Raw genomic sequence first — 24,018 nt, forward strand, 5'->3', positions numbered from 1 at the left:
CTTAATTCCTATGAGCCAATCAAACTACTGGCAGGACAGCCGCCAAAGGGCAAAGGCTTGTTTTTACCAAATCGGCGAACGCACGATTTCATGCGACCACCGCATTTGTCCAAAATTGGGTTGTCGGTTGGTTTGTCGTGTTCGTCAAACATTGTCGCCCCTGTATAGCCGCATTCTTCGCCACGATACTTGCCCACGACCGCCCAATGGCAATAATTGGTAATCTCTCTGACTGGGATTTTTAAGCCCTCTAAATCAATCGGATTTGACAGCTCAAAAGTAACTTGTTGGGCATTTTCCGATGTTTTTTGTTCCACAAACCAAATCTGCTCTTTACATTCATCGCTTGCCGTAGGGTTGCCGTTGTCAAAAAAGGTAATTACAACATCGTTTTTGTCGTGATTATGTCCGTGAAAGCGTAAAGTGCCCGCTCCAAGACGGCTTGCATCCAGTTCAAACAAGGTAATTAGTCCATCTACGGATAATTTTTGAAAGTCGCTGTTTAATGGCATAAGCCCTCCAAATAAAAAACGGAAAAATCACTTTTTCCGTCTTTGTGTGTTATACTTCTTCGTCTGCCAGTTCGTCGGTTGGCTCGGTTTCGCTTGCCAGACTTGTCGTCGGCACAACTTCCACCGCCACGCCAAATTCATCATTAGCATAGACTAAATGCAGGACGGTAACAGCTTTGTCATTACCCCAACCTTTAAGCTGGTTAAGTTGGTTGGTCGCCCATGCTAGAATCTCGGCACGAAATGCGGTGGTGCGGTTACGCTTTAATACGCCATTGTCTTTTTCTCCATTGACGACTTCAAAGCCGTCATCTTCGGGGTAGTAGATAATTTCAATATGATTGGCTTTGTCGCCGTGCTGAGCCTGCCAAGCGTCCACTTGGTAGATAAAGTCTTGCAAGGTCTTGGCTTCGGTGCGGTTTAGGGTGGTTAGGGTTTGGGTCATGGTTTATCTCCGTTAAAAAAATACCACCTTGCCAGGTGGCAAAAAATAAAACCCATTAAAATCAATGGGTTTTGGCTTGAGTTGTCAAATTTTACTTAACAACTTAAAAGGTTTGCTCGAATTTTAGGCTAATTTCCCAAAAATTACCTTTTCTTTGAGAAATTTCATAATCTTGGCAAATGTATTTGGCGGTCGTGCCATGCGGATCAGCCCAATAAAAGGGCGTAACACCACCATGCTCATCAAGAAAATCTTTGATGGGCTTGATGACGGTCGCCCAGTCGCCTGTCTTAGTACCACTCCAATCGGTGCGTTTATTGTTAATACCAAAACTCACACGCTGGGCGTAGCCGTCGCCAAACTGGGCTTTTGCCACAGAGTGCTTGACGCTGGCAGACGCTCCCATGTTCATTTTCCATTTAAAGGTTTTCATGCACTACTCCAAAATAAAAAATCCCATCAAATGATAGGATTTTTTATTCAAGTCATTTTCTATTTTTTGAATTTAGATTGATAAAAATCAAATTCTTGTTCAATAGCATCTTTAGTTTCTTGACTATAATCGGGTGATTGCATCAATCTTTCTTTTAAATCATCCATATAATTTAAATAATCATCCAAATCAATAATACCTTTTTCGGCTAAGTAAAGCACCGTACCAGCACTAAACAAACTGTTTGCGTGTAATTGTGTAGCTATCGGCTTTGCAACACCTTCCGCCAATAGTGCCAAACCTTTCATGTGTTGTTCATTCATAATCATCTCCCATAAAGCTCACCGCCTTGTCGGCGTGCTTGCATAAAACGTTGATTGACCATGGCATTCACCTTGTTATCAATCATCTTACCAATAGTTACCATCATATCACCATTTGGCATTTGTTGCACATCTGTTTTTTCACCTGTATAGTTATTGATAATCACTTTGGCTTCACCACGACCCTGCAAACGATTGAGCGTATTATCAAGGTTTTGGGCGGTGTGTTTAGGCAGTACTCGTTCGCCTTTTTCAAGATTCCAAGTGCCAGACTTGGGGACGGACATGATGCCGTCGTGGGCTTGACCGACTGGCATGACCACCGACTTGATAGCACTGATGATTTTCGCCCCATGCGACACCGCCAACGCCATATCAGCAAGTCCTGTCGGAAAGCCTTTGGCGAGACCCTGTGAAACGGCTTGTTGCATGGCAAGACCTGCCTGTGCAATCGCAAAACCCTGCTGCATGGCAAACATCGCACGGTAGACCTTAGATTGCTTGCCAAGTCCGTCTCTGGCGATGTTGGCAAGTGAGCCAAACAGACTTTCAGACTCTGTCAGTATGAGCTTGTTTTTGGTCTCCTCGTAGTGCTGTTTTGCCGTCGCTCGTGCCTGTTCGCCTTGCTTGGTGATGCGTGTCAAAGCGTCTTCGTTGCCCTTGTACAGCTCTTGTTGCCGTTCCAAAAAACCCTCAATCATATCAAGTCTGCTTTGATGCTCTGATTCTAGTTGCTCAATAGCATTCATCGGCACGCTTGGCAAATCAAGGGCTTGTTTGAGCACGCCAAAGCTGGCATCGAGCGGATCGATGGCACTACTCATCTGCGGCATACTCTGCATGAGCTTGTGCTGCTTGGCGATGACATCAAGCTGGTTTTGCAATGTGCCAAGTTTTTTACTCTCTTCATCTTGCAAGCCATCAAGTATGTCTTGATAAGCGGTCTGTGTAGCAAGCATCTGTTGGCGTAGCTTGAGCTGTTCGGCTTGATTTTTTATGAGTGTGTATGCTTCGGTATCATCAAGCTCTGCTAAGTGGGCATATTTATCCAAGGTGGCTTGGTATTCATGCTCAAACACAAGCAGCTCTTTACTAAAATCCCCCTTAGCCTTGACCAGCTCGATTTGCTTGTCAAGCTCACCGATGCTCTGATTGGACGCATGAGCGTATTCGTGCCAATCTGCCAACGCCATCTGCGATAAAGCAACGCCCAGCTTGCCTGTGGTCTTGATAACCCGTTTGCCTTGTTCGTTAAACTCAATCACTTCATCTTTGAGTAAGGAGAACTTATGGCGTGAGTTGTCAAGATGTCCTAACAGCTCAGCCAATTTGCCTGTCTGCCCACGGTTCATGTTATCGATGGCGGTCTGCTGTACCAGCTTGTCCAGCTCATCATGAATGATGTCAATGTCCATCGCTCGCGCGGCGTCTTGCAGCTGCTTTTTTAGTGCCTTATCAATGCCCTTAAACTTGCCGTTGGCAATCTCCCAGTTTACCTTGTCGATTTCAAGATTTAAGGGGTGTGCCATCTCATAGCGTAGCTTTTCCCATTCTGACCGCTGTTCCTTGATGGCATCGGTCAAAGACTTTTGGGTGTTTTCGTTTTTCTTGGTGTTCTTGGTGGCGTTTTCGCTCGCCTTGCTGGTGGCATCCAGTGAACCAGCCAAACCATCGTGAGCGTCTTTGGATTGGTTGGCGGCATCTGTTATTTTGTCGTGGGCGGCAAGTAATTTGCCTTCAAGATACTGGTTATTGTTTGATTTGACTGCATCAAAAAATCCAGCCACGCCAAAGTCTATGCTGCCATAGCTCAATCGCCCAAAGGACACCGAATCTAATCGCTTGATTTGCCCACCACCAAAAAAATCGGACACGGCGTTCATGCCATCGATGAGAAAATTGATATTTTTGCTGATGTGGTTGACTAAGCCTTCAAAGACAGAGATGGCAAAATTACCAATGCCCTTGAACACATTAGCGATTGCCGTGCCAAGTGAGCTGATGTTTTTCCAAGCGTACTGCACAAAGGTCTTGATGGTCGCAGCTGCCAAATCAAACACCCGAGCGATGATTTGTAATACCCCCACAAAGCCACCACGAGTGCCTTTAAACAGCCCACCAAAAAAGCCCAAGACCTGATTGGTGGACTGTTTGCCATCTGATCTAAAACGGCTAAAAAAATCCAGCGTAACATCGCCAAGCCATTTAAATCCTTTAATGCCAGCATCGACCATCTGCCCTAGCAGCTCACCTAGCACCGCCGTCGCCTCAGACAGGCTCTCCATCGCCTTTTGTAGTCCCATCGTGCGCACGACAATCGCAGCGATGACAGCACCGATTGCCATTAACGGGTGGGCTAGGATAATGCGACCAACAGCGGTAAAGGCGGTGCCAATACGATTGACCGCACCAGCAGCAAGGGTGGCTGTCCCAACAAAAGCTCGTTTGGCGACGGTGCTGGTAACAATTGCACGAGTGTAGCCAGCCAAGCCTATCGTCCCTGCCTTAATCGCTGCACCAAATCCCACCACGCCACTGACAGTGGAGCGTGTGATGTTAATAAAGGCGGTCTTTGCTCCATTGATTGTCAAAAGACTTCTGGTGTAGCTGGCAGCTGAACCAATATTGGCAATCGTCGCCTGAGCAAATCCTGTCATCGCAGCACTGGCACGAGTGATGGCTGATGCAGTCACATTCTTGATGTTAGTAAGGCTAAGGTTTGTGTGAAGGTAAGTCGTCAAAGCAACCTGCACACTTGCCAATCTTGCCCCAAAGCCATCAATCGCCATCGTCGCACGAGCCACACCGCCCACCATCGCTGCGCCAATCGTTTCGGCAAATCTGGCGGTGGTTGCGGTGGCAGTGTTTTTAAAGTGGGTTAAGATGGCAACTTTTTCGGTATAGGTTTGTACCCCATAAGCTGATGTTATCCAAGATTTTGCATTATCCAAAGTGGTTAAAGTTGATTTTTTAATTGAGACAACAAGACTTTCGGTATTTAATTTTGCCAATACCCATGCATGAGCCATTTTGACCCCAATCGCAGTCGCTGCTGCCCCTGCGATTGTTGCAATGGTTTTTAGGTTTTGTCCCACAAAGGTAAGCACATCAGAGATTGCCCCAGCGATGCCTGTGGTCTCATTGATGATGTCATGCACCAAATAGCCGAAGTTGTCTTTGATGACTTGCCAGCCTTGCGACATGGTAAAGTTGGTTTTGCCCACCATCTCTTCAAGAGCCTGCGTCGAACCTGACACAGCTTCATAGACCACATCGGCGGTGATTTTACCTTCTTTGGCAAGGTCTCTTAGGGCAGCTGTCGCCACACCCATTCGCTTGGCAATCAGCTCCATCAAGATGGGGGCTTGCTCGGCAACCGAATTAAATTCATCACCACGCAACGCCCCAGAACCCAGCGCCTGACCCAGCTGGGTAAGGGCGGCAGCTTGAGCCTGTGCCGAACCACCGCCAAGATTCATCGCCATGGTCATATTTCGGGTAAAATCAATCACATTTTGCTGTGATTTGCCCAGCTGTGATAAGGCACGCTGGCTACTGGCATATAAATCCACAACACCTTCAAAGCTAGACCGCTGCTCATTGGCGATATTGCGTAGCTGGCGTTGTACAGCGTTAAACTGCTCACTGCCATCGGTAGCGAGCTTAACTTTACTTGCCAAAGATTGCATTTTGTCGGCAGCGGCAGCGATGGTGGTTAATGTGCCAGCCCCAATGAGCGTACCTGCGTTGATTTTGTCTAGGGCTTTTTGGGCAAAACCTGCAAAGCCTTTTAGTTGCTGTTCGGCTTGCTTGGTGGCTTTTTGGATATTACGGCTAAAATTAACCGTATTTGCACCAAGTACAATGTTAATTGCCAATGCCATAATATTTCCTTTGAGTAATAAAAAACCCTGCCAAGGCAGGGTTAAGAAAAGTTGTGATTAATTGTAAAATACATCTATATCAATCGGCGTACTACAAGCGATGGGGTAGCAGTCTTGCATTCGTTTTAATGCTTTGTCATCTGCCTTGAGCGTTAAAAAACGCCCATCTTTTAGCAATACACCCACATAGTGCCAAATTTGTTGTTTGACATCTGTACCGCCCACCGCAATTGTCGCACCAATCCCAAGCAGCGGATTAACGCCTATCAGTATTGCACCAGCACCCATTGCGGTAAGATTGCGTTTGGTGCGTGCAAAGTCATTATCTCCATAATCACTTTGTAGCAATGCCATGCCTAAAATGTCATCCGTTGGTATTTTAATCGTTTTACCCCAAAATTTAGGTAACAAAGCGATGCCTGTGTCTGTTAATGAGACAAAGACATGCTCTGGAAAGCCTTTGGTGTAAAACAATTTGCAATTCATTGTAAGAAAATTCAAAAAACAGATACCTTAATTATACCCACTTTTGATTTTCTTGCAAGTCTGCAGTTAAATTAAGTAAGGTAGAATTTTCCCATTCTGTAATCCTGCAATCCGTAGGACGCTTCACCCTACTACTTTTTTTGATATTTGGCAAACATCGCCATCAGTGCCTTAGCATCTTTTTGGGCTTGTCGCTCTGCTTGATACTGCTCAACGATGTTAATTGCCAATGCCATAATATTTCCTTTGAGTAATAAAAAACCCACCGACTAAGGTGGGTTTTTTAAATTATGTTGTGATTTAAGAAATATATTTTAAAAACTGATCATATTTTTTCTTATCAAGCTGCACAATAGCGGATTTTCCATCGGTAAATTCAATACAAGCAACATAAACATCTTTGGTGTGGTTTGGCAACTTACTACCAAACCACAATGTCGCAAGTGCAGGAAAGACACCTGCACCAAACAGCATTGCTCCCACAGTCATGCTTAATGCACCATTTTGAACTGAATTTGCCAAGGTTTCTACTTTTTCGGTATCGACCAGCTCAAATTTATGTACTTGGGTGGATAAATTATATACTTGGCTTTTGTTTGTTTCTTTATCAGTCATGGCAAAGAAACGACCAGTTGAAGCCCCACCATAAAGCACAAAATCATCAGAATGCAATATTTTAATACCAAAAATAGCAAATCCCATCAGCAAAGGTTGTCTGTACCAGACTAACTTAGGTTGATAAAAAAAGCAAGAAGTTTTTTAGCTTGTCCATTTGCTCGGACGCTGCCTGTGCCGAACCTGTGGCAGTAATCAGGCTTGCATTTAAAACATCAAACTCACGGCGTACAGACACCATGCTACTGACAGAAGCAAATACACCTGTAGCAGCTGCAATTCCTTTGGCAATAATACCACCCATCTTAGATAGCTTGTTAAGACCCAAGGTGGCTTTTTGGGTGTGCTGTGTTAAGTTATTCATGCCTTTAGACGCTTGGCTTGTGGCATGAGTGATGGAAGATTGCATCTGCTGGGCGACTTGCTTTGATTGCTTGCCGACTTTGCTGATGTTTTTGGTGAATTGTGCGGTGTTTGCCGCCACATGAATCTCAATACCCAATGACATGAATTTCTCCAATAAAAAAGCACTCATTACGAGTGCTTTGCGTTGATTTTGTCGGCATTATCCACCCAAAGTTAGGTAGTCTGTGCTTTTGGCGTGATGCTTGATTTTTTGGGTATCTTTACTGCTGGCTTTAACAATTAAACTGCGTCCATCATCAAAAATAAGCTGCAATAAGTGCATTTTTTTCGCACCCAATAATGAGCCAACCACAGCACCTGCCATACCAGCAAACATACTCTCGGTAGCGATTGCCAGTGCACCACCAAGTAACGCACCATCTATCATTGATGGTTGATAATCGCCATCTTGAGTGATGATTTCATTGACATGAGCAAGGTTTTCTTGACGCAGTACGATATTTTTGCCAGTGTGAATACACTTTAAGGAAAAACCACCCAGCATATAATATAAAGGTTGTTTTTTGTCAAAATCATCAGAGGCAATAAAGTCTAATCGCATGGCGACCACCTAAAATAAAGATACTTCATACCATACCTCAAATTATCCTAAAATTCAAGCAATGGCAAGCAAATGCCTAATGCAAATAATGCTGTTTTTTGGCACGATGCTTATCAAGGAAATCTTGGGCTTGCTTACGCCTTTCGGCAAAAGGCATGAGACTACCTGTCGCCTGTTCGTTTAATGCATCAAAGATTAGCCCTGTGCTTTTGGATAGCTTAAAGAATTTTTGACTCAGTACATCAAGGCATCTTTGTAGCTCCCTGATTTCTGTGGTAACTCGGTCATACTCCATCAAGCCCACCGTCCGCCAAAAGGCGGTCAGCACGAAAGCCCCACAAGCGTGCTTGCAGGGTTTCATAATGAAAAGTTTAGTTAATTAATAATAACGACCAACATCCCAATGTTTATTGGTAATCATGTCAGGGTTCATGCCATCATAGCCCAAATGTTTGCCGATGGTGTTGGCTTCTATTGCCGCATGAATGATATGGTCATGGATTTGTCCTGATAAGCGTGGCGACAAGGCACGGAAGGCTCTTCGATGGCTTTATACCAAGAATAAATAAACTGTGTATGCCACGCTAGGTGTTGGGCACTGATGGATAAGCGTTCATTCATACCGCCTTTTGATTTTACCATCAGTTCATGCACATATTCCACCGCTTGTAGGATTTGTTCTTTTGACAGTTCTTTGATTTCATCAATACCAAATCTTTGATGCACCATTTTATAAATCGTGGCATAGTCCAATCTCAACACCCCAGTGGCTAGACTGACAGCGTTACGGAGCGGTAGCGTATCGTCTGATGACAGTTTGGGCAAGCAAAGTATCGCCCTGTGTTTAGATTGTCAAATGCTCGGATAACCATTAGGCTGAATTTTGCACTTATCCACATACCGTAACGGATTACCAGTTCACGGCAAACGAATGTACCACCTTTTTTGCCTTCTGTTGTTGTATATGCGATACTCATCAAATTTGATGAGTTTGATTTTTCAAGCTCAATTTCTTTGATAAGCTCTTGTGTTTCAGCATTACGCATAAAGTTTGATGGTTGGTGTTTGCTTGCACCGCCAGAAACTTTATGCAGATCGTTTAGGGAAAATAAGCCGTTATGTTGGCTAATTGAAGTGTTTGCAACAATAAGATGACATAGTACATTACCTTTTTCAGTTGGTAGAAAGCCCAAAAGGGCGGATAGGAAGCTGAAAAACCGCTGTACTAACGGCGTGTGGTATTGGGTATTTCCACACCTTCCTACCCATAAAAAAGGTAATCGTAAGGATTGGCAATTTTTGTGGGCACAAAAAAATCACAGATTTCGCTTGTGATTGGCGAGTACAAAAGAAGTTTTTCAGGCTTTGTGTGGTTATTCTATAAAAATCAAAATTTATTGTCAAGATATTTTTTGATTATTTTTAAATGCTCAAATTTGAGCATTTAAACTTAATTTTCTGAAATTTCCCCAATTAAGGGGGCTAGGGGGTTCAGAAACCGAAAACAAGAACGGTTGGATTTATTCGTGTAGCAAGCTACCTTATTTCATCGCCCCCCTAACATAATTTTAGCGATGGCGGAAATCCGCCAACGGTTATTTTTTGAGCGATACGCAAATTTGCGTATGTCATGAAAGGGAATTTTTGACAATAAAAAACCGCTTGGGCTTTCGGGTGCGGTTATCCGCTAGTTACTAAGGTTCTGACACCTTACGCACATCATACCCAACCCACAGCCTTTGTCAATCCAAATCATTAAAAATCAGTTCAGAAGCATTCATAGATTTCCTTTGGGTAATAAAAACCACTCACGATGGAGCGGTGGTAAATAAGCAGCAATACTGTCATTGTGCCAGTTGATACAGACAGTCAGCGACAGTCCTAGCAAGCATCTCGTGTGGCTCGTCATTTTCTACAATCTCCACCATCAAATCATCCAAGCCGACATTGGCAGGAATGGAAATGCCTTGCACTTCTAGGAATGCCAGCATCACGGATAAGCCTGTGCGTTTATTGGCATCGACAAAAGCGTGTCCTTTGGCAATAGCAACGCCATACCAAGCAGCAATCTCAAAAGCATCATCAATGCAATTGTAGTGCATTTGTTGGTCTATGCGACCAAGTACACTTTCAAGTCTGTCAAGATGAACGCCTGCACGCCCCACGCCTGTTTGGGCAAGGATTTCATCGTGAACCGTGATGACAAAAGCTGTGCTAATCATCGATATGCCAGTTTTTGCAGCTCTTCTTTATGGGCTTTGATCACACGCTGAGTTGCATGAGCAACCAGTCGGCGAGTTGCTTCGTCGTCGCTTAATTGCATTGGGACAATCGGTGTGGTTGGGCGTTTGATGGGTTCGGTTGCCAATTTTTTAAGCATTGGCGACTCCTTTTAAGTTATTGTGAATCAATTGAACTATTTTAGCCAAAAAACAATAGTTTTGCAATCATCGCCATCTAACCCTTCAATTTATCAATCCGCTCGCCCAATTTCTTTTTAAATCGCCGCACCGCTTCGTCTTTGTTATGATCAAAAGCAGGTCGCAAAAATGGCACAATGTTTTTTAACACTAAAGTCAGATACTCTCGCCCACTTGCATTGTCTGCCAGTGGTTCGCCCACAATCTCATACATTCGCCCTATGTGTTCTACTCGCATTGTGTTATCAATATCCGTGCGATAACGGATTTTGGCTCTTGCTGTGATTTGGCTGTCCTGTGCCTGCCCTGCGATGATGTCTTTGACCGATAAGGGGGTAAATTGCCCCCATAAGGTCAAACTATGCTCCCATTGGCTGACTCTTCCTGCCCCTGTCAAAGATGAACGGCTGGCGGTAGGGCGGTAGAGTTTTAGGCGGTGGCGTAATTGACCTGCTTGGATTGCCATTTACACCCCCATCACATGATAAGGGGTAAGCAGGTACTGTACGCCAAATGGCACTTGAGTGATTGTTACCATGTTTGTTTTTGTTGCTTCTCGATTCTCATACCAATGAGCAATAAGCATCAAGCAGGCTTGATTGATTGATGGCGTGTACTCTAAATCACCGCCATTATCTTCAAACTCTCGGCTAGTAAAATTGCTGACATAGTCATAAGCAGCACTAATATAGCTACGCAACAGCTCATCTTCATCGTCATGCTCAATGCGACACTGATGCTTGACTTGTTCAAGGGTAATCATTCTTTTGCTTTACCTTTTGTTTTTTTCTCAATATCTGCTATTTTCCCCCATACACCCCAAGCCTTGCTTGGGGCTTTTATGTTATTTTGCTTGCAAAGTGCCGTAAATAAATGCTTCTGGTCTATACACTGCTAAAGCTAATCGCTCTTCACACAGCACGGTTACTAAGTTTTTAACAAAATCATCTTCATTTTCCGTTGCAACAGCGACAGAAGACAGTTGTCTATCAAAGATTTGTGCACCCAAATTAAACGCACCAGTTAAAAATTTACCCGCCTCCATGGCGGTCGTCTCAACGACAGGCAACCCCCACAAAGTGCGGTTGGCTGAACCTTGAGGCAAGCCGATAATGTGTCTGCCATCTTTGTCTTTTTCTAGCTCAATCTTCGCTCAATCAATTGGATTTAGCACCAAACCAGATGCTGGATATTCCGCCAAATAAGCCTGCAAGACTGCCAAGCGGATCTGATCAATGATGCTATAATTTGCCATCGATGCCTTGTCAGAAAAAGCCGTGGCTTGTGGAATAATGCCTTTTAGATTGCCATTTTCGCCATCGCCATTGAGCAATTGTCTATCTTCAACCAGTTTTAAACCGTACATCAAGCGACCGTTGATATAGCTTGATAACATTGATGCGTCATCAAGAATTTGTCGGCTTGCTTTGACAAAGTGAGCAAGCGTACGCACTGACACAGTCTCTGTACCAAATTTGATGTGCGACTGAGCTTTTTTATCGCCTTCGTTTTCTTGTGCTGCCGCCGAGTTTGTAAAACCAGTCTCTTTGACATACTCAACAGCGTTGCTATCAGTCGTGCCTGCCATCAACAAATCACGCACACGCAACTTTTGATTTGGTGGTGCGATGATGCCTTGTAGTCTTTGCGTTTGCACCAACGCACCTGCTGCACCATCTGTGTCTGTTGTCGCCGATGTGATTGTTGCTTTTACCTACAAAGACGCACGGTTGCCTTTTACTGGATTTTGGGCAAATTGTTTGAACGATTCAGATTCAAACAGCTTTCGTCCTAACGGTTGATCTGGTACAGACGCACTGCTACGACGAGCTTGTTTTTGTTCAACATCAGCCAAGCGTGTGGTTACCTCGTTGATACTTTGCAGTACAGCATCAACATCGCCTTTGATGTTGTCTAGTTTTTGTTCACCCAAGCTCATGCGACCTTTTAGCTCTTCGCCCAAGCCCTTGACTTTTTCTGTTGCTTTTTGTAGTTCTAAAGCAAGCTCTTTACTTGATTGTGTCATATTACACCTTGATTGATTTTAAGATTTCTAATGCCATGTCATCATCATTTAGCATTTTTTTTAGTCCGCCATCGGCAATTTTGGCAGCCTGCTCTTGATTAAATCCTGCATCAACCAAAAATGCTTTAAAGTCTTGCAGGCTTAGCAACGCTCCTTTATGTAGCGTACTTTTGATTGAATTGATACGGCTTTCTTGGTTGGCTGGCATCGTAACGATCGATATTTCTTTTAGGTCAATATCGATCAGCTCATGTGCTTTTTGCTCTTCGTTGTATTGCCAACGATTAAGTTGATAGCCGATTGATAACCCATCAATTGCGTTGTTTTTTAGCAGTGCGTAAGTCTCTTTTGCTTTACTGATGTCATCAATAAACAGCTGACCTTCGCCATACAAGCCATTTTCGTCTTCATACAGCTTATGCCATACGCCGATGACTTCATCCGTCTTGTGTTGCTACAAAATTGGCAACTTCTTAGACTTTACGGACAATTCATTGATTGACTCTAAAAAAGCACCTTTTTTCACGATGTCGCCATAACTGTCTTTTACATCAAACACGCTAGCATAACCGCTAAAAAAGCCGTCATCTTGAACGGCTTTGGCTTTAAACTCTATTGATTTTGTCTTCATCTTTACCCACATTTTCTATTGTTGTTAAGTTCAACTGTACAGTCAGACCATCACCACCAGCAATCGGTGGCAAATCTTCTAACACACGCACTTCGTTTCTTGTCATCCAACCATTTTGTAGGGCTGACATATAAAACTGTGAGCGACCTTGGCTGTCAGCACGCAACAAGCCTTCAACGCTAAATTTTGGCTTGTACTTTTCACGCTCGGATGCTGTAAGTAGCTTTTTGGTGATGGCTTGCTCAATACGCACCAGATTTGGACGCAACGAGTACATCAAAAAGCCCAAATTCATGCCCTCCAAGCTAGATGCCCAGCTAGATGCCTTGTCAGTGTGATAAACCAACTGTGGCGGAACACCAAAAGCTCGGCAAATTTCCTCAATACCAAAATATCGGCTTTCTAACAACTGAGCATCGGCAGGGTTCATCTTAACTGCGTTGTTTGATACGGTCATACCAGCTTCTAGCACCATGTACTTACCTGCATTTTCTGGCTGAGCAAAAAATTCAAGATTTTGTCTTAGTTTGTCTCTTTGCTCGGTTGTCAGCACCTCTTGACCTGTCTGCAAAAAACCACCAGCTTTTAGGTTATTACTAAATGTATGACCAGCTGCGTTGTTTGCATCAATTTGGCTACCCATCACACTTGCTTGATAGCGTATGGGCGATAAACCAACCAAACCATCAAGCGTAAAGCCCTTGATATGTAGCACTTCATCAGCATGATGAGTGTCATTGCCAACCAAGTAACTTATCTCGCCTGCTTCGTCTCGCTTAACCGTTGTGATAGAAGAGTCTAATATTTCAAGACTGACGATTTGCCCCTGTTTGTTTCTGCTAATGAGTGTGTACGCATTGCCCCACAAATCCAGCGACACAATCCTCGCCTCCCAAAACTCTGATGCTGTCATATCTGCATTGGGTGCATCATGTAAAATTCGATGCAAAGGATGTTTACTTGCTGATGTGTTATCAATGCTACGCAAATGCAAAGGTAGGCTTGATATGATTTGCGACCTTAGCCTCACACAAGCCCAAACTGCAGACAACTTTAAGGCGGTATCAGCAGTAACCGCTGTGCCTGATGGCATATACACACTGTCAAATGGCTGAGCGGTACTACCTTTTGACAGTCGTTTACCACCGCCAAGCCACTTGCTATAAAAGCGTTGCCACCAGTTTTTATCATTTGTTGTCATAGTCTCCTCAAAAAATAATTGGATTGTCTAAAAAGTCATTGATATTACCCTTATCTTGATGCGTGATTGCTCGGCTCATCGCCATAATCAGTGCAACCACGCCATCAATCTTATTCTCGGCTCGCTCTTTGTTTGGATAAATGTTATCTTTTTTGTCAACTTGTGCAACAACATTACTCATCATCCAAGTCATTACTGGGTCGTCACCATGGGCTAAGCGTTTTTGTAATACGACAGCCTCAAGCTCCTTCATTGGTTCACTCATGTTTTGAACGGTGTGCCGAAGCTCAACCATGGTCATGCCCTCTTTTTCCATTTCTTGAGCAAGCTGTGTTGCCTGCCAAGGGTCATAGGCGATTTGGCGAACATCAAAGCGACCCATAAACTCACGCAAATCGTCTTTGATGACTTCAAAATCCACGACTTCGCCCATTGTGAGTGTCAAAAGCCCCATTGTGTCCCACGCACGGTAGCGGTCAGCATTGCCGTCCATACTTTCTAGCACCCGAGCATCTGGCAGATAATACCGCCCCGTGAATGTGATAATAAGGGTCATCATTGGTGGGCGGAAATAGCAATATTAGAGCGTTTAAGTCAATCTTTGTCGCCAAATCAAGCCCAATGTAACAGGGGCGGTTTTCCAGCTCGTGTAAAGACTTGCGAACAGGGGCGTTTTGCCATTTTGCCATATTCATCCATGCGTTTTTTGCACCAACCCATTCATTTAAATGCTTTGTTCTAAAAATCGTTTGCTTGGCTGACGATGCGATGGCATCTCGTTGCCTTGCCTTTAAAAACTCACCCGACACAGAGATATCGTAGTTTGGATTGGCTTTCATCAGTGCTATGTCGCCTGTCCATTCATCGTCTTTGTCTTTGCCGTATAGCACCGCCCACAAATCAGGAATATCAAGGCGGTGGTAATGACAAGCATCACAGGCTGTTCCCTTGCCCCCATGCCTGTCTCCATCGTGTCATACAGCGTATCATCTTTATGCTCGTGGTATTCATCGATGATGGCACAGCTGGGGCTGGCACCATCGCCAGGCTTACCGATAACTGGCTCAAAGCGTGAACCGTCCATCACACGGTTCATGTTTGACGCATTAACTTCAACGCCATAATATTCTTTGAGCTGTGGGGTGCGTTCGACCATAATTTTGGCCGGTCTAAAACTTCCCACGCCTGCTTTTCTGTTGTTGCACCGCTATAGACTTCTGCACCAAATTCCCCATCAGCACAAAACATATAATTTGTCAAGCCAGCTGCAATCGCTGATTTGCCATTTTTGCGACACACAAAAATCAAAATTTTACGGTAGCGTCTTAAGCCATCTGATTTTTTTACCCATCCAAAAGGCAAGCAACAGGCGAACAGTTGCCACGGTTCTAGCTTGATTTTTTCGCCCTTAGCTGCCCATTTGCCTTTAGTGTGTGGCAACAACTGAATGAACTTCGCCAATTTTTCGGCTTTATCAGCGTCAAATTGATAAGGATAATCCTTATTTTTACTTAATTCTTTATCGCCAAAATGCCTTTGGCACGCTAATTTTATCCATTTGTTTGTGATGATTTTCCCATTGATGACATCACGAGCGTACTTTTCGGCTTTTTTTACATTGTGATAGATCATGAGTTAAATTTTTGATACGCCAAATACCCTACAAGCACGCTTGCAGGGTATTTAAGATTTTAAGAAAATTTAGTTAGTAATAACCAAATCACAAATCCGCAAATGGATTGCTTACATTTTCTTGCTTTGCCCCACCTGTTAATCTTGCTCTACTACTCGGATCAAGCCCTAATAGCGAACCGAACTGCACCAATTGACGAGCTGTCTCATTCATCACAGTAGCCGCAGGGTTTTTTGCCATCGAGCCAGTTTCTTCATTCGTGATGACAATGCCGTTGTATTTTATGTGCTCTTGTGCTTCTCGCCATCTTGCATAAGCAACACAAAAGCACTCAATATTGTGTACATCTGCAATCGTCAAAACCTTATTGCTCAATAGCTCTGGCATGACAAGTCGCCACATCTCAAATGCCAACGGTGGCAACCACTCAGGCGGCTCAATGTTGGTTATCGCACCAAACTTGGGTTCATTTTTATTTAATGCACGCTTACCAGCATTGCCGTTTAACTCTTTCAACTTTGTTGGCTTAGGTTTTCGCCCACGCCCTGCAACTGTCGCAATTCCGCCCATTCTTGCCCTACCCCCTAAACTTTTAATTTTGCGGTCGTAAAAATTTTAGCAGGGGGTCGGTCATACCGCTTGATGCCGTGAACTTTTTACCCACCCCCATATCTCTCTGCCTTCGTTTTTATTTGGTGACAGGCATGGCAGACGGCTTGTAGGTTTGTTAAGTCGTCTGTACCGCCTTGTGCCTTACTGACAATATGGTCCACTTCGGTGGCAGGTGTGTACCTGCCTGAATGCTGGCAAACTTGGCAGATATAACCATCTTGTTGCATGACTTGCTTGCGAAGTTTTCTCCACGCCTGCCCATAGCCACGCTCGGATGCGGTGCGACCTTTCTGACTCTTGTGCCAGCCATACCTTTGATGGGCGTGTTCATCACAATGCATTATTATCTTGTCAAGACCGATGACCCCAATTACCGCCCCATGCCTTATACTGTGCAATTTGCCATTGAGTGTTTGGCAGCCACACCCAATCCAACTCACTAGGCACGGTTAAAGTTAGCCCTTGGCCAAACGCCCAAATCTCAATTTTGTTTAGATACTCACTCATTTGTTTTATGCTCGCTTTTGTTGTGCTGATGTTTTTAATGACATTGTTTGCTAAATTCTCATACTGCCAATCGTCAAGTAAGCCTTTGCACTGTGCGACACTCTCTACCATTTGGGCAAAATCGCCGTCATCTCGTGCATAAATCTTACTCAAAACTTGCCCTGTTTGCTGTTTTAACTGGTGCAACCATTTCCAGTAAAGGCGGTTTTGAGCAAGGCTTCTTGCCTTATCATCATCAATACCAATGGTTACAACAACCTTGTTTGGTGTGTCTAAAAAGTGGTTTAAAAAATCAAAAGCCAAATCATTACTCCGATAGGGATTGCTCCACCTAATAGCATTGAGCAAAAACTAACCCAAATCCTAACCGAAATCCAATCATTAAAAAAACCGCCCAACTAAGCAGTTTTTATTTTAGTTGTCTCATTTTGCACCCATAAAAAACCGCCCAAGTTGCACTTGGACGGCTGAATATGTGTTTATAATTCAATGGCTTATAAAATAAAAAAGCCAAATAATTTTGCGAAAAAACGCAGAAATTACTTGGCTTTATTTGTATATTGTAATACAATACATTCCATCAACACAAGGGGTGTTGATTGGGCTAGGACAAGCCTAGTGATAAATAAGGAAAAGAACGATGTACAAGTTAATCCAAATCATCGTCCTTATTGTCTTACTACTTATTAGCATAAATGCTTGGTAAGCAATAAGCCAGTGAGTTAGCTACCAACTAACAAACTGGGTGCTAAGTGGGATAGCCGTCCTACTTAGCACATTCCTTACCCATTATCATAGCACCATTTTTATAAAAATCAAGGATTTTTTATGGCAGATAAAGCAAGCCCACAAGCACGCAAAAAAGCAACCGCTAACTATTTTGATAAGTCATTGGCACGCATCGGACTTGTCATCAGTCATACCGAGCCAGAAGTCCTAGCAGCCCTTGAGAGCATTGTAGCACGCAAGGGCTGCTCAAAGGCAATGGCAATCAAAACCGCTTTGGTTGAGTATGCCAAAACGCTTGACTAACCCACCAAACTACTGGCAGGAAAACCGCCAAATCGTTGTTCATTGTCTCTTAGTTGACAGTCAGTCAATCGCCCACCACATCTGTCTAGTTCTGGGTTGTCGGTGGGCTTGCCATCTGTGGTAAAGCGGTTGGTGCCGATATAGCCACATTCTTCGCCACGATAACGACCACACACCGCCCAATGGCAGTAGCTGGTGATTTGACGCACTGGGATTTTTAAGCCCTCAAAGTCCACAGGGTTTGACAGCTCAAAGGTGGTGGTGGCATTGGTTTCTGATGTTTTTTGTTCAATGTACCAGTTTTGGATTTTATAATTTTGTTCATCAGCACTGGTCAGATATTCTGCTAATGTGTGAATGACTTTTAATTTAGCCCCTACAAAATCACTAAACTTTAGGCATAAGCTCATCTTTTTTGGGTGCGGTTACTGCTCCAAGTGCCAACGCCCCCAGCCCATTGCCATGCCACCTACACCACCTAAAATACCTGCTGTAATCGCAGTGCCGGCACCGTGTGCAATGCCTGTTAAAGAAGTAAAATTGTTCTGTCTCATCAAGCAATCGTAGGACTGGTTTGTAGAGAGTAAAATAAATCTTTTCATGACCTACCAAAATACCACCTTCTTTTGGTAGTAAAAATACAGGGCATCATCATATTTGTGATTGGAAAAACTTGCAGGTATTGTTTTCTTTAAAATCTTGCGACTGACTGACGGTAATCATGCCATCCACAAATGGTTGCATATCATGACTAGATTATAAAACCAGACAAAGACTGTTGCAACCTTTGTTCGGTTTAATACTCTGATGGTTTGACCTCAACCGTGATGACATAATCCATCACCGCAGGCTGACGCTCAAATGCGTCATATTCCAAACGAATGACATGGCGACCGTTCGCCACCACTTGATAATCGCCATTGGCAAAATCGTGATAATAAGGGGTATTTAGATACGGCTTCAAACGACGATCAGACACCGCCACACTGACCACATCACCAATAGCAGGATAAATAAAATAATCGCAAGTACTACTCAAAATACTGTCTTTGCGAGAAATAACCGTATTATCAATGCGTTTTTGCACCAATCTTGGGCATTCATCTTGTGCTTTTGTACGCCTATTTAGCGGAGTGGCACTTGGCAACTGCTTTATGCCAACACTCACCCTTTCGCTAGCGTCTTGATCTGTATGACTTGGGGTAATTTCAAGTGGCTGTTCGTCTAGCTTACACCCATACAGCAATGCCGATAACGCAAAGATCCATGCGGTCGGCTGTTTCACCCATCTTTTTTTCATGTTCACAAATACCATACCATCATAAACCCTACTTGCGTCCATTGACCATAATGTCTGACAACCCACAAGAACTTGGTGCATCAGTCAAATGCCATACAATAGCATTATAACATACTTTATGATAGACTTTTTATCCAAACCAAGACCTTATCAGTCATCAATAATATCCACAAAACTTGCTCCAAGCACCTTAGCAAGATGAGCAGGAATCATTCCCACATCAAGCCCACGCCGTCCACCACTAACATACATTTTATTTAGGCTTTGGGCGGTGCGGTCTATCACACTAGGCAGTCGTTTCTTTTGAGCGATAGGACTGATACCGCCAACCAGATAGCCTGTGATACGCTCAGCACTGGCAATATCCGCCATTCTTAGTTTCTTAACACCCACTGCTTTGGCAAATTTTCCCAGATTTAGCTGATATGCCACAGGCAATACTGCCACAAAATAACTCTTGCCATCTGTTGCCAGTAAAGTTTTAAAAACTTCGATATCAGCCAAACCTAGTTTTTCGCACGCCTCTTGCCCAAAATTAGTATTGCTTGGGTCGTGGTCGTATTCATGAATACTAAACTCAGCTTTAGCCCTTTTTAATAAAGTTATGGCAGGTGTCATTGCTTATATCGCTTGCTAATAAGGATAGTTAGGGTTAATGAGTGGGTGAATCTTGGTTGAGCTGATGAATTCTTTGGCGTACAGCTTTGTGAAAGTCGCTATTATCATGAGTACCGTTTGCTCGATTTTCTATGATGCGTTGCCATGCTTGTTTCTCAGTCATGAAAAAGCCGTAACGGTCTGAAGCCAATAAGATATTATAAATACCATAAACATCTTCGTGATCTTGGCATAATTGTAAAATATGATCAGAAATATCATCTAGGTCATCATACATTAGGCTTAATCGATGATATCCCCAAACCATACAATGATAATAGGCCCCTTCGGACAATTTCGCCCCAAGCTGTATTTTTTGTGAACTAAGTCGTTCATCTGAAAATTGTTGCTCGCTACTGGGGCGAAAAGTCTGTGAAAACACCATATTGTCCAAATCCGAACCATACAATTGTTGGAATTGAGCATAATTAGGGGTAATCATTTTGTACCAGTCCATCAACATTGATTCGTTGGCAATACTTAACTGACCAACAAACAGTAGTGGCAAACTCAAGGCTTTAAAAATCAGTTTTATGTCAAAAAACATATCACACCAAGCACTCACTCAATCGGTCTTAATGGATAAGCAACATCGGCATTTTGGCCACGATGACGCAGGTAATGATCAAGCAGAACAATGGCAAGCATGGCTTCAGCAATAGGAGTTGCTCGCACACCCACGCAAGGGTCATGACGACCTTTAGTAATGACATCAGTTGCCTGACCGTCTAGGTCAATCGTCCTGCCTGCGGTTGTGATACTGGCGGTTGGTTTTAGAGCAATGGCGACACGGATGGTCTGCCCACTACTAATACCGCCTAAAATCCCGCCTGCGTGATTGGCACAAAAGCCATCAGGGGTGAGTTCATCTCGACTGTCATGGCCAAACTGCTCAATCACACCAAAGCCATCACCAATTTCCACACCCTTAACAGCATTGATAGACATCATTGCATGGGCAATATCGGCATCTAAACGATCAAAGATTGGCTCTCCCAAACCAACAGGAACATTATGAGCAAGAATCTCTAGCCTCGCCCCACAGCTTGTGCCTTGCTCACGAAGTGAGATAATCAGTTTTTCAAATCTGGGTATAGCATCACTATCTCCACAAAAAAACGGGTTTTGGTTGACAATATCCCAATCTAGCTTTTCTGCTTTTTCGGTGCCAATCTGCGTAACATGACCACGAATAATAATGCCCAAACGCTCTTTTAAATACTTTTTAGCGATCGCCCCTGCTGCCACACGCATGGCGGTTTCACGAGCGGAAGAACGACCACCGCCTCGATAATCCCGAAAACCGTATTTCATCGTGTAGGTGTAATCGGCATGATTAGGACGAAAGGTCTTGGCGATATTGCCATAATCTTTGGATTTTTGGTCGGTATTGCGGATTAACAGTCCAATCGGTGTGCCTGTGGTTCGCCCCTCAAATACCCCAGAGATAATCTCTACTTTATCGTCTTCTTTTCGTTGGGTGGCGAATTTAGATGTGCCAGGTTTTCGGCGATCAAGCTCGGCTTGCAAATCTTCTTCACACAAGGGTAAATTAGGCGGTACACCGTCCACGATTGCCATAAGTCCCACACCATGCGACTCGCCACAAGTGGTTACACTAAAAAGTTGCCCTATGGTATTACCTGACATATTACCCCCTCTAAATGATTTAAAACAAAGTGGCAAGATAACCACCTATCTTTGTTATTTTCATTACGCTGTTATTTATAAAAGGCGTATCGCTAAACAGACTTACCTTTTATCTCATAAAAATTTGGTTGCTAAGTTGCTAAATGATGGCTACCTGTGTTATTTCAGCCACGATTCGCCTTTTACTCTCTCAACCTGTCTTGCAAATTCCTCTCGATACTCCAAAAGCTCCTCACAAGTAATCGCAAATACCCCATTACCACCTTTTTGGAAAGTCAACCAATCAAACTGAATCTCAGGATAAGCCTGTCGTAGATGCCATTCACTATTGCCCACCTCACAAACCAGCAGTCCATCACGGGTTAAGTAGTCTGGGGCATGATAGAGAATTTGATGCACCAAATCCAAGCCATCTTGTCCTGCTGCCAAAGCGTGTTCTGGCTCATGTAGAAACTCTGGCGGTAATTCTGCCATATCCTCAGCATCAACATAAGGTGGGTTGGTAACAATCAATTCGTATTGATTCTCAGCAGGGATTTTTTCAAATAAATCGCTTTGGAGTAAATTCATCTGATGCTCTAGATTATGATGCTCCACATTCGTCCATGCCACTTCCAATGCGTCTTTATCAATGTCTGCCCCATCGACATTCGCATCAGGAAAAGCTACTGCCAAAGCAATGGCAATACAACCAGAACCTGTACACAAATCTAAAATTCGCTCAGGGGGTGATAACTGCAACTCTTGTAATCCGTGTAAGAAAAACTTGCTTTTGCCCACATTGTCCACATCAAAATAAGGATAAAACTGCTGACTGATCAGCTCGGCAATGGGTGAACGAGGAATAAGCACTCTCTCGTCCACATAAAAAGGCAAATTGCAAAAGTACGCCAAATTGATGAGATAAGACAAGGGTTTACGCTCAGTAATACGGCGACCCAATAAATCTAGTACTGCCTGTTTTTCACCGTCAGTTAGTCGGCAATCAAGAATTTCAGGGTTTGCCTCCCAATCCAGATTAAGAGTATGTAGCACAATCGCAGAACTTTCAGCAAATTCATCAGTTGTCCCCTGTGCCACCACCACATCATATTCACGCAGTTTGCTCACACAAAAACGGATAAAATCACGAATGCTACGCAGATTACGCCCTGCTTCATCAAGTTTCGCATACAACGCATCTATCTGTGCTTGGTTTAATTTACCATCTTCCAAGTCAAACTCTTGCTCGTATTCGTCATAAAATTCATCGTGTTTATAGGTGGTATCCGACATGCTATTGCCTTTTTAATAGGTAGAAACTAAATTGCCATTATAAAGAAAATTTTATTTTTTTTAAACCAGTTTTTGCACATCACCTAAAAAATCAATCAATAAGTTTTTAGCCATTTACATAGTTTTTTTGGTTAAAAATTGCTAAAATAGCCCATTGTTTTAACCAAAGAAATGACATTATGAGCGATAAACTACCCTTTTGCCTTCCTACCGATATCACGCCAGAGATTTTCCTGCAAGAATACTGGCAAAAAAAACCTTTGCTGATTAAAAACGGTCTGCCCGCTTTAGTTGGTATGTTTGAGCCAACCGATGTACTAGACTTGGCAATAGAAGACGGTGTATCAGCTCGTCTCATCACCCAGCAAGACAACAACCCAACAGTATGGACACTCAAAAATTCGCCCCTAAACGAGCAGGATTTGCAAAACACACCCAAACTCTGGACGGTCTTGGTACAAAACCTAGAACAATGGTCGCCTGAGCTTGGTGAACTTTGGCAGGTCTTTGATTTTATTCCAAGATGGCAACAAGATGACATCATGGTATCAGTTGCTCAAGCTGGCGGTAGCGTAGGCGAGCATTATGACGAATATGATGTGTTTTTGGCACAAGGCTACGGCAAACGCCGTTGGCAACTGGGTAAAATGTGTGATAGCGACACACCATTCATCGAAGGTCAACCCATTCGACTGCTTGATGACATGGGAGAAATCATTTTTGACGAAATCTTAGAAGCTGGCGATGTTTTATATGTGCCGCCACGCCTTAGTCATTATGGTGTTGCGATTGATGACTGCCTGACTTTTTCGTTTGGTTTTCGCCGCCCAAACATGGTGCAAATCCTAGATGAAATCGCTGATATCGCCACTGGTGAACACGCCCTGTTTTCTCCGCTGGTTTTGCCCCAAAATGTGCAAAACAGCCCTCATGAATTATCCAATGATAGCATCAACGCCATCAAAGATGAGCTGATTAACCTACTAAATTCCGATCAAGGCAACGCCATCTTAACTCAAGCAATCAGTGAGCTGGTTAGTAAGCGAGGGTACAATCTGATTTCTTTTGATGATGAATTAAGCCCTAATGAACTTGCTAAGCGACTACACAATGGCGAGTGCTTGATGATCAATCCTGCGTGCCGTTTTGTATTACAAAATAATGACTGGTACATCAACGGCGAGCATATTTGCTTTAATGACCAAGAGTTAATACTCATTGAGCGGTTTACCAATAATGAAGCAATCATCTTTGATGATTTAAATGATCAACTGTTGGCAAGCTGTACAAATTGGCTAAATGACAATTGGCTGATTTTGATTTAAAGTTTGACAATGGCATGGCAAGTACTTTTGCAAGTATGTTTATAAGTCCATATCCAACAAAAATGAGCCAACTTCGGCTCATTT

The 24,018-nt window shown here is 43.5% G+C and carries 32 protein-coding genes and 3 pseudogenes; 2 read left to right on the plus strand and 33 right to left on the minus strand.

Translation table 11 applies throughout. From position 1 onward, the window contains the following. Positions 1-8: 8 nt before the first annotated feature. The 26 genes and pseudogenes from LU276_RS05130 to LU276_RS05255 form a co-directional block, all read right to left on the minus strand. A complete protein-coding gene (locus LU276_RS05130) occupies positions 9-512 on the minus strand; it encodes a phage minor tail protein L (RefSeq protein ID WP_284672815.1) in 504 nt (167 codons plus the stop codon). A 49-nt stretch (positions 513-561) separates the two neighbouring features. Further along, positions 562-957, minus strand: a complete 396-nt coding sequence (locus tag LU276_RS05135; RefSeq protein ID WP_284672816.1) for a hypothetical protein — start codon at positions 955-957, stop codon at positions 562-564. Between the two features lie 103 nt (positions 958-1,060). Further along, on the minus strand, positions 1,061-1,390 hold the full coding sequence (locus tag LU276_RS05140; RefSeq protein WP_284672817.1) for a phage tail protein: 330 nt from the start codon (positions 1,388-1,390) through the stop codon (positions 1,061-1,063). Between the two features lie 59 nt (positions 1,391-1,449). Then, positions 1,450-1,713, minus strand: a complete 264-nt coding sequence (locus tag LU276_RS05145) for a hypothetical protein (protein ID WP_284672818.1) — start codon at positions 1,711-1,713, stop codon at positions 1,450-1,452. 2 nt (positions 1,714-1,715) lie between these two features. Next, positions 1,716-5,597 carry a tape measure protein gene (locus LU276_RS05150; RefSeq protein ID WP_284672819.1) on the minus strand — a complete coding sequence of 1,294 codons (3,882 nt, stop codon included), beginning with the start codon at positions 5,595-5,597 and terminating at the stop codon, positions 1,716-1,718. A 57-nt stretch (positions 5,598-5,654) separates the two neighbouring features. Then, positions 5,655-6,098 (minus strand): hypothetical protein, encoded by a 444-nt coding sequence (locus LU276_RS05155; RefSeq protein WP_284672820.1) that lies wholly within the window; start codon positions 6,096-6,098, stop codon positions 5,655-5,657. Positions 6,099-6,383: 285 nt separating this feature from the next. After that, on the minus strand, positions 6,384-6,698 hold the full coding sequence (locus LU276_RS05160) for a hypothetical protein (protein WP_284672821.1): 315 nt from the start codon (positions 6,696-6,698) through the stop codon (positions 6,384-6,386). Positions 6,699-6,813: 115 nt separating this feature from the next. Continuing rightward, positions 6,814-7,233, minus strand: a complete 420-nt coding sequence (locus tag LU276_RS05165) for a hypothetical protein (RefSeq protein ID WP_284672822.1) — start codon at positions 7,231-7,233, stop codon at positions 6,814-6,816. A 30-nt stretch (positions 7,234-7,263) separates the two neighbouring features. After that, positions 7,264-7,665 carry a hypothetical protein gene (locus LU276_RS05170; RefSeq protein WP_284672823.1) on the minus strand — a complete coding sequence of 134 codons (402 nt, stop codon included), beginning with the start codon at positions 7,663-7,665 and terminating at the stop codon, positions 7,264-7,266. A 76-nt stretch (positions 7,666-7,741) separates the two neighbouring features. Continuing rightward, positions 7,742-8,026: a hypothetical protein gene (locus LU276_RS05175; RefSeq protein ID WP_284672824.1), complete on the minus strand. Its 285-nt coding sequence runs from the start codon at positions 8,024-8,026 to the stop codon at positions 7,742-7,744. Between the two features lie 110 nt (positions 8,027-8,136). Next, the gene (locus LU276_RS05180) at positions 8,137-8,490 is read right to left on the minus strand and encodes a hypothetical protein (protein WP_284674641.1); all 354 of its coding nucleotides are present in this window, start codon (positions 8,488-8,490) and stop codon (positions 8,137-8,139) included. Beyond that, positions 8,436-8,858, minus strand: a complete 423-nt coding sequence (locus LU276_RS05185; RefSeq protein WP_284672825.1) for a KilA-N domain-containing protein — start codon at positions 8,856-8,858, stop codon at positions 8,436-8,438. Before LU276_RS05185 ends, LU276_RS05180 begins: the two co-directional genes overlap by 55 nt. A 651-nt stretch (positions 8,859-9,509) precedes the next feature. After that, a complete protein-coding gene (locus tag LU276_RS05190; protein WP_284674589.1) occupies positions 9,510-9,893 on the minus strand; it encodes a type II toxin-antitoxin system death-on-curing family toxin in 384 nt (127 codons plus the stop codon). After that, positions 9,884-10,045, minus strand: coding sequence for a hypothetical protein (locus tag LU276_RS05195; protein WP_284672826.1), 162 nt, complete (start codon positions 10,043-10,045; stop codon positions 9,884-9,886). Before LU276_RS05195 ends, LU276_RS05190 begins: the two co-directional genes overlap by 10 nt. Positions 10,046-10,122: 77 nt before the next feature. Then, positions 10,123-10,551: a phage head closure protein gene (locus LU276_RS05200; RefSeq protein ID WP_284672827.1), complete on the minus strand. Its 429-nt coding sequence runs from the start codon at positions 10,549-10,551 to the stop codon at positions 10,123-10,125. Beyond that, positions 10,552-10,848, minus strand: coding sequence for a head-tail connector protein (locus tag LU276_RS05205; RefSeq protein WP_284672828.1), 297 nt, complete (start codon positions 10,846-10,848; stop codon positions 10,552-10,554). 81 nt (positions 10,849-10,929) lie between these two features. Beyond that, a pseudogene (locus LU276_RS05210) lies at positions 10,930-12,111 on the minus strand (phage major capsid protein). Position 12,112: 1 nt separating this feature from the next. After that, positions 12,113-12,754: pseudogene (locus LU276_RS05215) on the minus strand (HK97 family phage prohead protease). Beyond that, the gene (locus tag LU276_RS05220; RefSeq protein WP_284672829.1) at positions 12,717-13,943 is read right to left on the minus strand and encodes a phage portal protein; all 1,227 of its coding nucleotides are present in this window, start codon (positions 13,941-13,943) and stop codon (positions 12,717-12,719) included. Before LU276_RS05220 ends, LU276_RS05215 begins: the two are co-directional and overlap by 38 nt. A gap of 7 nt (positions 13,944-13,950) precedes the next feature. After that, a complete protein-coding gene (locus LU276_RS05225) occupies positions 13,951-14,502 on the minus strand; it encodes a terminase TerL endonuclease subunit (protein ID WP_284672830.1) in 552 nt (183 codons plus the stop codon). Then, positions 14,420-14,833 (minus strand): terminase TerL endonuclease subunit, encoded by a 414-nt coding sequence (locus LU276_RS05230; RefSeq protein ID WP_284672831.1) that lies wholly within the window; start codon positions 14,831-14,833, stop codon positions 14,420-14,422. Before LU276_RS05230 ends, LU276_RS05225 begins: the two co-directional genes overlap by 83 nt. Then, entirely contained in the window at positions 14,788-15,039 is a 252-nt protein-coding gene (locus LU276_RS05235; protein WP_284672832.1) for a terminase large subunit domain-containing protein, read from the minus strand. Before LU276_RS05235 ends, LU276_RS05230 begins: the two co-directional genes overlap by 46 nt. After that, entirely contained in the window at positions 15,036-15,575 is a 540-nt protein-coding gene (locus LU276_RS05240) for a terminase large subunit domain-containing protein (RefSeq protein ID WP_284672833.1), read from the minus strand. The genes LU276_RS05235 and LU276_RS05240 overlap by 4 nt, the downstream gene beginning before the upstream one ends. Before the next feature lie 88 nt (positions 15,576-15,663). Continuing rightward, the gene (locus tag LU276_RS05245) at positions 15,664-16,146 is read right to left on the minus strand and encodes a phage terminase small subunit P27 family (protein WP_284672834.1); all 483 of its coding nucleotides are present in this window, start codon (positions 16,144-16,146) and stop codon (positions 15,664-15,666) included. Positions 16,147-16,232: 86 nt separating this feature from the next. Next, positions 16,233-16,529, minus strand: coding sequence for an HNH endonuclease (locus tag LU276_RS05250; RefSeq protein WP_284672835.1), 297 nt, complete (start codon positions 16,527-16,529; stop codon positions 16,233-16,235). 10 nt (positions 16,530-16,539) lie between these two features. After that, positions 16,540-16,998 (minus strand): NinB/YbcN family protein, encoded by a 459-nt coding sequence (locus LU276_RS05255; RefSeq protein WP_284672836.1) that lies wholly within the window; start codon positions 16,996-16,998, stop codon positions 16,540-16,542. Between the two features lie 525 nt (positions 16,999-17,523). On the opposite strand from LU276_RS05255, the gene LU276_RS05260 reads away from it, so the two are divergent. Then, positions 17,524-17,727, plus strand: a complete 204-nt coding sequence (locus tag LU276_RS05260) for a hypothetical protein (RefSeq protein ID WP_249100407.1) — start codon at positions 17,524-17,526, stop codon at positions 17,725-17,727. On the opposite strand, the pseudogene LU276_RS05265 reads toward LU276_RS05260, so the two are convergent. From LU276_RS05265 to prmB, 7 genes and pseudogenes are all read right to left on the minus strand, one after another. Further along, positions 17,724-18,131 (minus strand): annotated as a pseudogene (locus LU276_RS05265) (phage minor tail protein L); the annotation flags it as partial. The gene LU276_RS05260 and the pseudogene LU276_RS05265 sit on opposite strands and share 4 nt — an antisense overlap. Positions 18,132-18,152: 21 nt before the next feature. Beyond that, entirely contained in the window at positions 18,153-18,281 is a 129-nt protein-coding gene (locus LU276_RS05270; RefSeq protein WP_284672837.1) for a hypothetical protein, read from the minus strand. Between the two features lie 242 nt (positions 18,282-18,523). Further along, positions 18,524-19,108: a hypothetical protein gene (locus LU276_RS05275; protein WP_284672838.1), complete on the minus strand. Its 585-nt coding sequence runs from the start codon at positions 19,106-19,108 to the stop codon at positions 18,524-18,526. 69 nt (positions 19,109-19,177) lie between these two features. Beyond that, positions 19,178-19,645 carry a Cys-tRNA(Pro) deacylase gene (ybaK, locus tag LU276_RS05280; protein WP_284672839.1) on the minus strand — a complete coding sequence of 156 codons (468 nt, stop codon included), beginning with the start codon at positions 19,643-19,645 and terminating at the stop codon, positions 19,178-19,180. Between the two features lie 34 nt (positions 19,646-19,679). Next, positions 19,680-20,231: a hypothetical protein gene (locus tag LU276_RS05285; RefSeq protein ID WP_284672840.1), complete on the minus strand. Its 552-nt coding sequence runs from the start codon at positions 20,229-20,231 to the stop codon at positions 19,680-19,682. A 14-nt stretch (positions 20,232-20,245) separates the two neighbouring features. Further along, positions 20,246-21,334 (minus strand): chorismate synthase, encoded by a 1,089-nt coding sequence (gene aroC, locus LU276_RS05290; protein ID WP_284672841.1) that lies wholly within the window; start codon positions 21,332-21,334, stop codon positions 20,246-20,248. Between the two features lie 159 nt (positions 21,335-21,493). After that, complete coding sequence (gene prmB, locus LU276_RS05295; RefSeq protein WP_284672842.1) at positions 21,494-22,609, minus strand: 50S ribosomal protein L3 N(5)-glutamine methyltransferase; 1,116 nt, start codon at positions 22,607-22,609, stop codon at positions 21,494-21,496. Between the two features lie 179 nt (positions 22,610-22,788). Here prmB and LU276_RS05300 point away from each other — a divergent pair, with 179 nt between their 5' ends. Further along, positions 22,789-23,934 (plus strand): cupin domain-containing protein, encoded by a 1,146-nt coding sequence (locus LU276_RS05300; protein WP_284672843.1) that lies wholly within the window; start codon positions 22,789-22,791, stop codon positions 23,932-23,934. Positions 23,935-24,018 lie beyond the last annotated feature (84 nt).

Source organism: Moraxella haemolytica, assembly GCF_030177935.1.
Lineage (GTDB): Bacteria > Pseudomonadota > Gammaproteobacteria > Pseudomonadales > Moraxellaceae > Moraxella > Moraxella haemolytica.

Coding starts and splice junctions, on each gene's coding strand:
- LU276_RS05220 (WP_284672829.1), bottom strand. CDS start 13,943: ATGACAACAAATGATAAAAACTGGTGGCAACGCTTTTATAGCAAGTGG.
- LU276_RS05195 (WP_284672826.1), bottom strand. CDS start 10,045: ATGCTTAAAAAATTGGCAACCGAACCCATCAAACGCCCAACCACACCG.
- LU276_RS05170 (WP_284672823.1), bottom strand. CDS start 7,665: ATGCGATTAGACTTTATTGCCTCTGATGATTTTGACAAAAAACAACCT.
- LU276_RS05250 (WP_284672835.1), bottom strand. CDS start 16,529: ATGCATTGTGATGAACACGCCCATCAAAGGTATGGCTGGCACAAGAGT.
- LU276_RS05240 (WP_284672833.1), bottom strand. CDS start 15,575: ATGATCTATCACAATGTAAAAAAAGCCGAAAAGTACGCTCGTGATGTC.
- prmB (WP_284672842.1), bottom strand. CDS start 22,609: ATGTCGGATACCACCTATAAACACGATGAATTTTATGACGAATACGAG.
- aroC (WP_284672841.1), bottom strand. CDS start 21,334: ATGTCAGGTAATACCATAGGGCAACTTTTTAGTGTAACCACTTGTGGC.
- LU276_RS05270 (WP_284672837.1), bottom strand. CDS start 18,281: ATGAGACAGAACAATTTTACTTCTTTAACAGGCATTGCACACGGTGCC.
- LU276_RS05160 (WP_284672821.1), bottom strand. CDS start 6,698: ATGACTGATAAAGAAACAAACAAAAGCCAAGTATATAATTTATCCACC.
- LU276_RS05260 (WP_249100407.1), top strand. CDS start 17,524: ATGGCAGATAAAGCAAGCCCACAAGCACGCAAAAAAGCAACCGCTAAC.
- LU276_RS05165 (WP_284672822.1), bottom strand. CDS start 7,233: ATGAGTGCTTTTTTATTGGAGAAATTCATGTCATTGGGTATTGAGATT.
- LU276_RS05140 (WP_284672817.1), bottom strand. CDS start 1,390: ATGAAAACCTTTAAATGGAAAATGAACATGGGAGCGTCTGCCAGCGTC.
- LU276_RS05130 (WP_284672815.1), bottom strand. CDS start 512: ATGCCATTAAACAGCGACTTTCAAAAATTATCCGTAGATGGACTAATT.
- LU276_RS05145 (WP_284672818.1), bottom strand. CDS start 1,713: ATGAATGAACAACACATGAAAGGTTTGGCACTATTGGCGGAAGGTGTT.
- LU276_RS05235 (WP_284672832.1), bottom strand. CDS start 15,039: ATGAACCGTGTGATGGACGGTTCACGCTTTGAGCCAGTTATCGGTAAG.
- LU276_RS05150 (WP_284672819.1), bottom strand. CDS start 5,597: ATGGCATTGGCAATTAACATTGTACTTGGTGCAAATACGGTTAATTTT.
- LU276_RS05135 (WP_284672816.1), bottom strand. CDS start 957: ATGACCCAAACCCTAACCACCCTAAACCGCACCGAAGCCAAGACCTTG.
- LU276_RS05300 (WP_284672843.1), top strand. CDS start 22,789: ATGAGCGATAAACTACCCTTTTGCCTTCCTACCGATATCACGCCAGAG.
- LU276_RS05200 (WP_284672827.1), bottom strand. CDS start 10,551: ATGGCAATCCAAGCAGGTCAATTACGCCACCGCCTAAAACTCTACCGC.
- LU276_RS05225 (WP_284672830.1), bottom strand. CDS start 14,502: ATGATGACCCTTATTATCACATTCACGGGGCGGTATTATCTGCCAGAT.
- LU276_RS05275 (WP_284672838.1), bottom strand. CDS start 19,108: ATGCACCAAGTTCTTGTGGGTTGTCAGACATTATGGTCAATGGACGCA.
- LU276_RS05285 (WP_284672840.1), bottom strand. CDS start 20,231: ATGTTTTTTGACATAAAACTGATTTTTAAAGCCTTGAGTTTGCCACTA.
- LU276_RS05245 (WP_284672834.1), bottom strand. CDS start 16,146: ATGGGCGGAATTGCGACAGTTGCAGGGCGTGGGCGAAAACCTAAGCCA.
- LU276_RS05205 (WP_284672828.1), bottom strand. CDS start 10,848: ATGATTACCCTTGAACAAGTCAAGCATCAGTGTCGCATTGAGCATGAC.
- LU276_RS05175 (WP_284672824.1), bottom strand. CDS start 8,026: ATGAAACCCTGCAAGCACGCTTGTGGGGCTTTCGTGCTGACCGCCTTT.
- ybaK (WP_284672839.1), bottom strand. CDS start 19,645: ATGACACCTGCCATAACTTTATTAAAAAGGGCTAAAGCTGAGTTTAGT.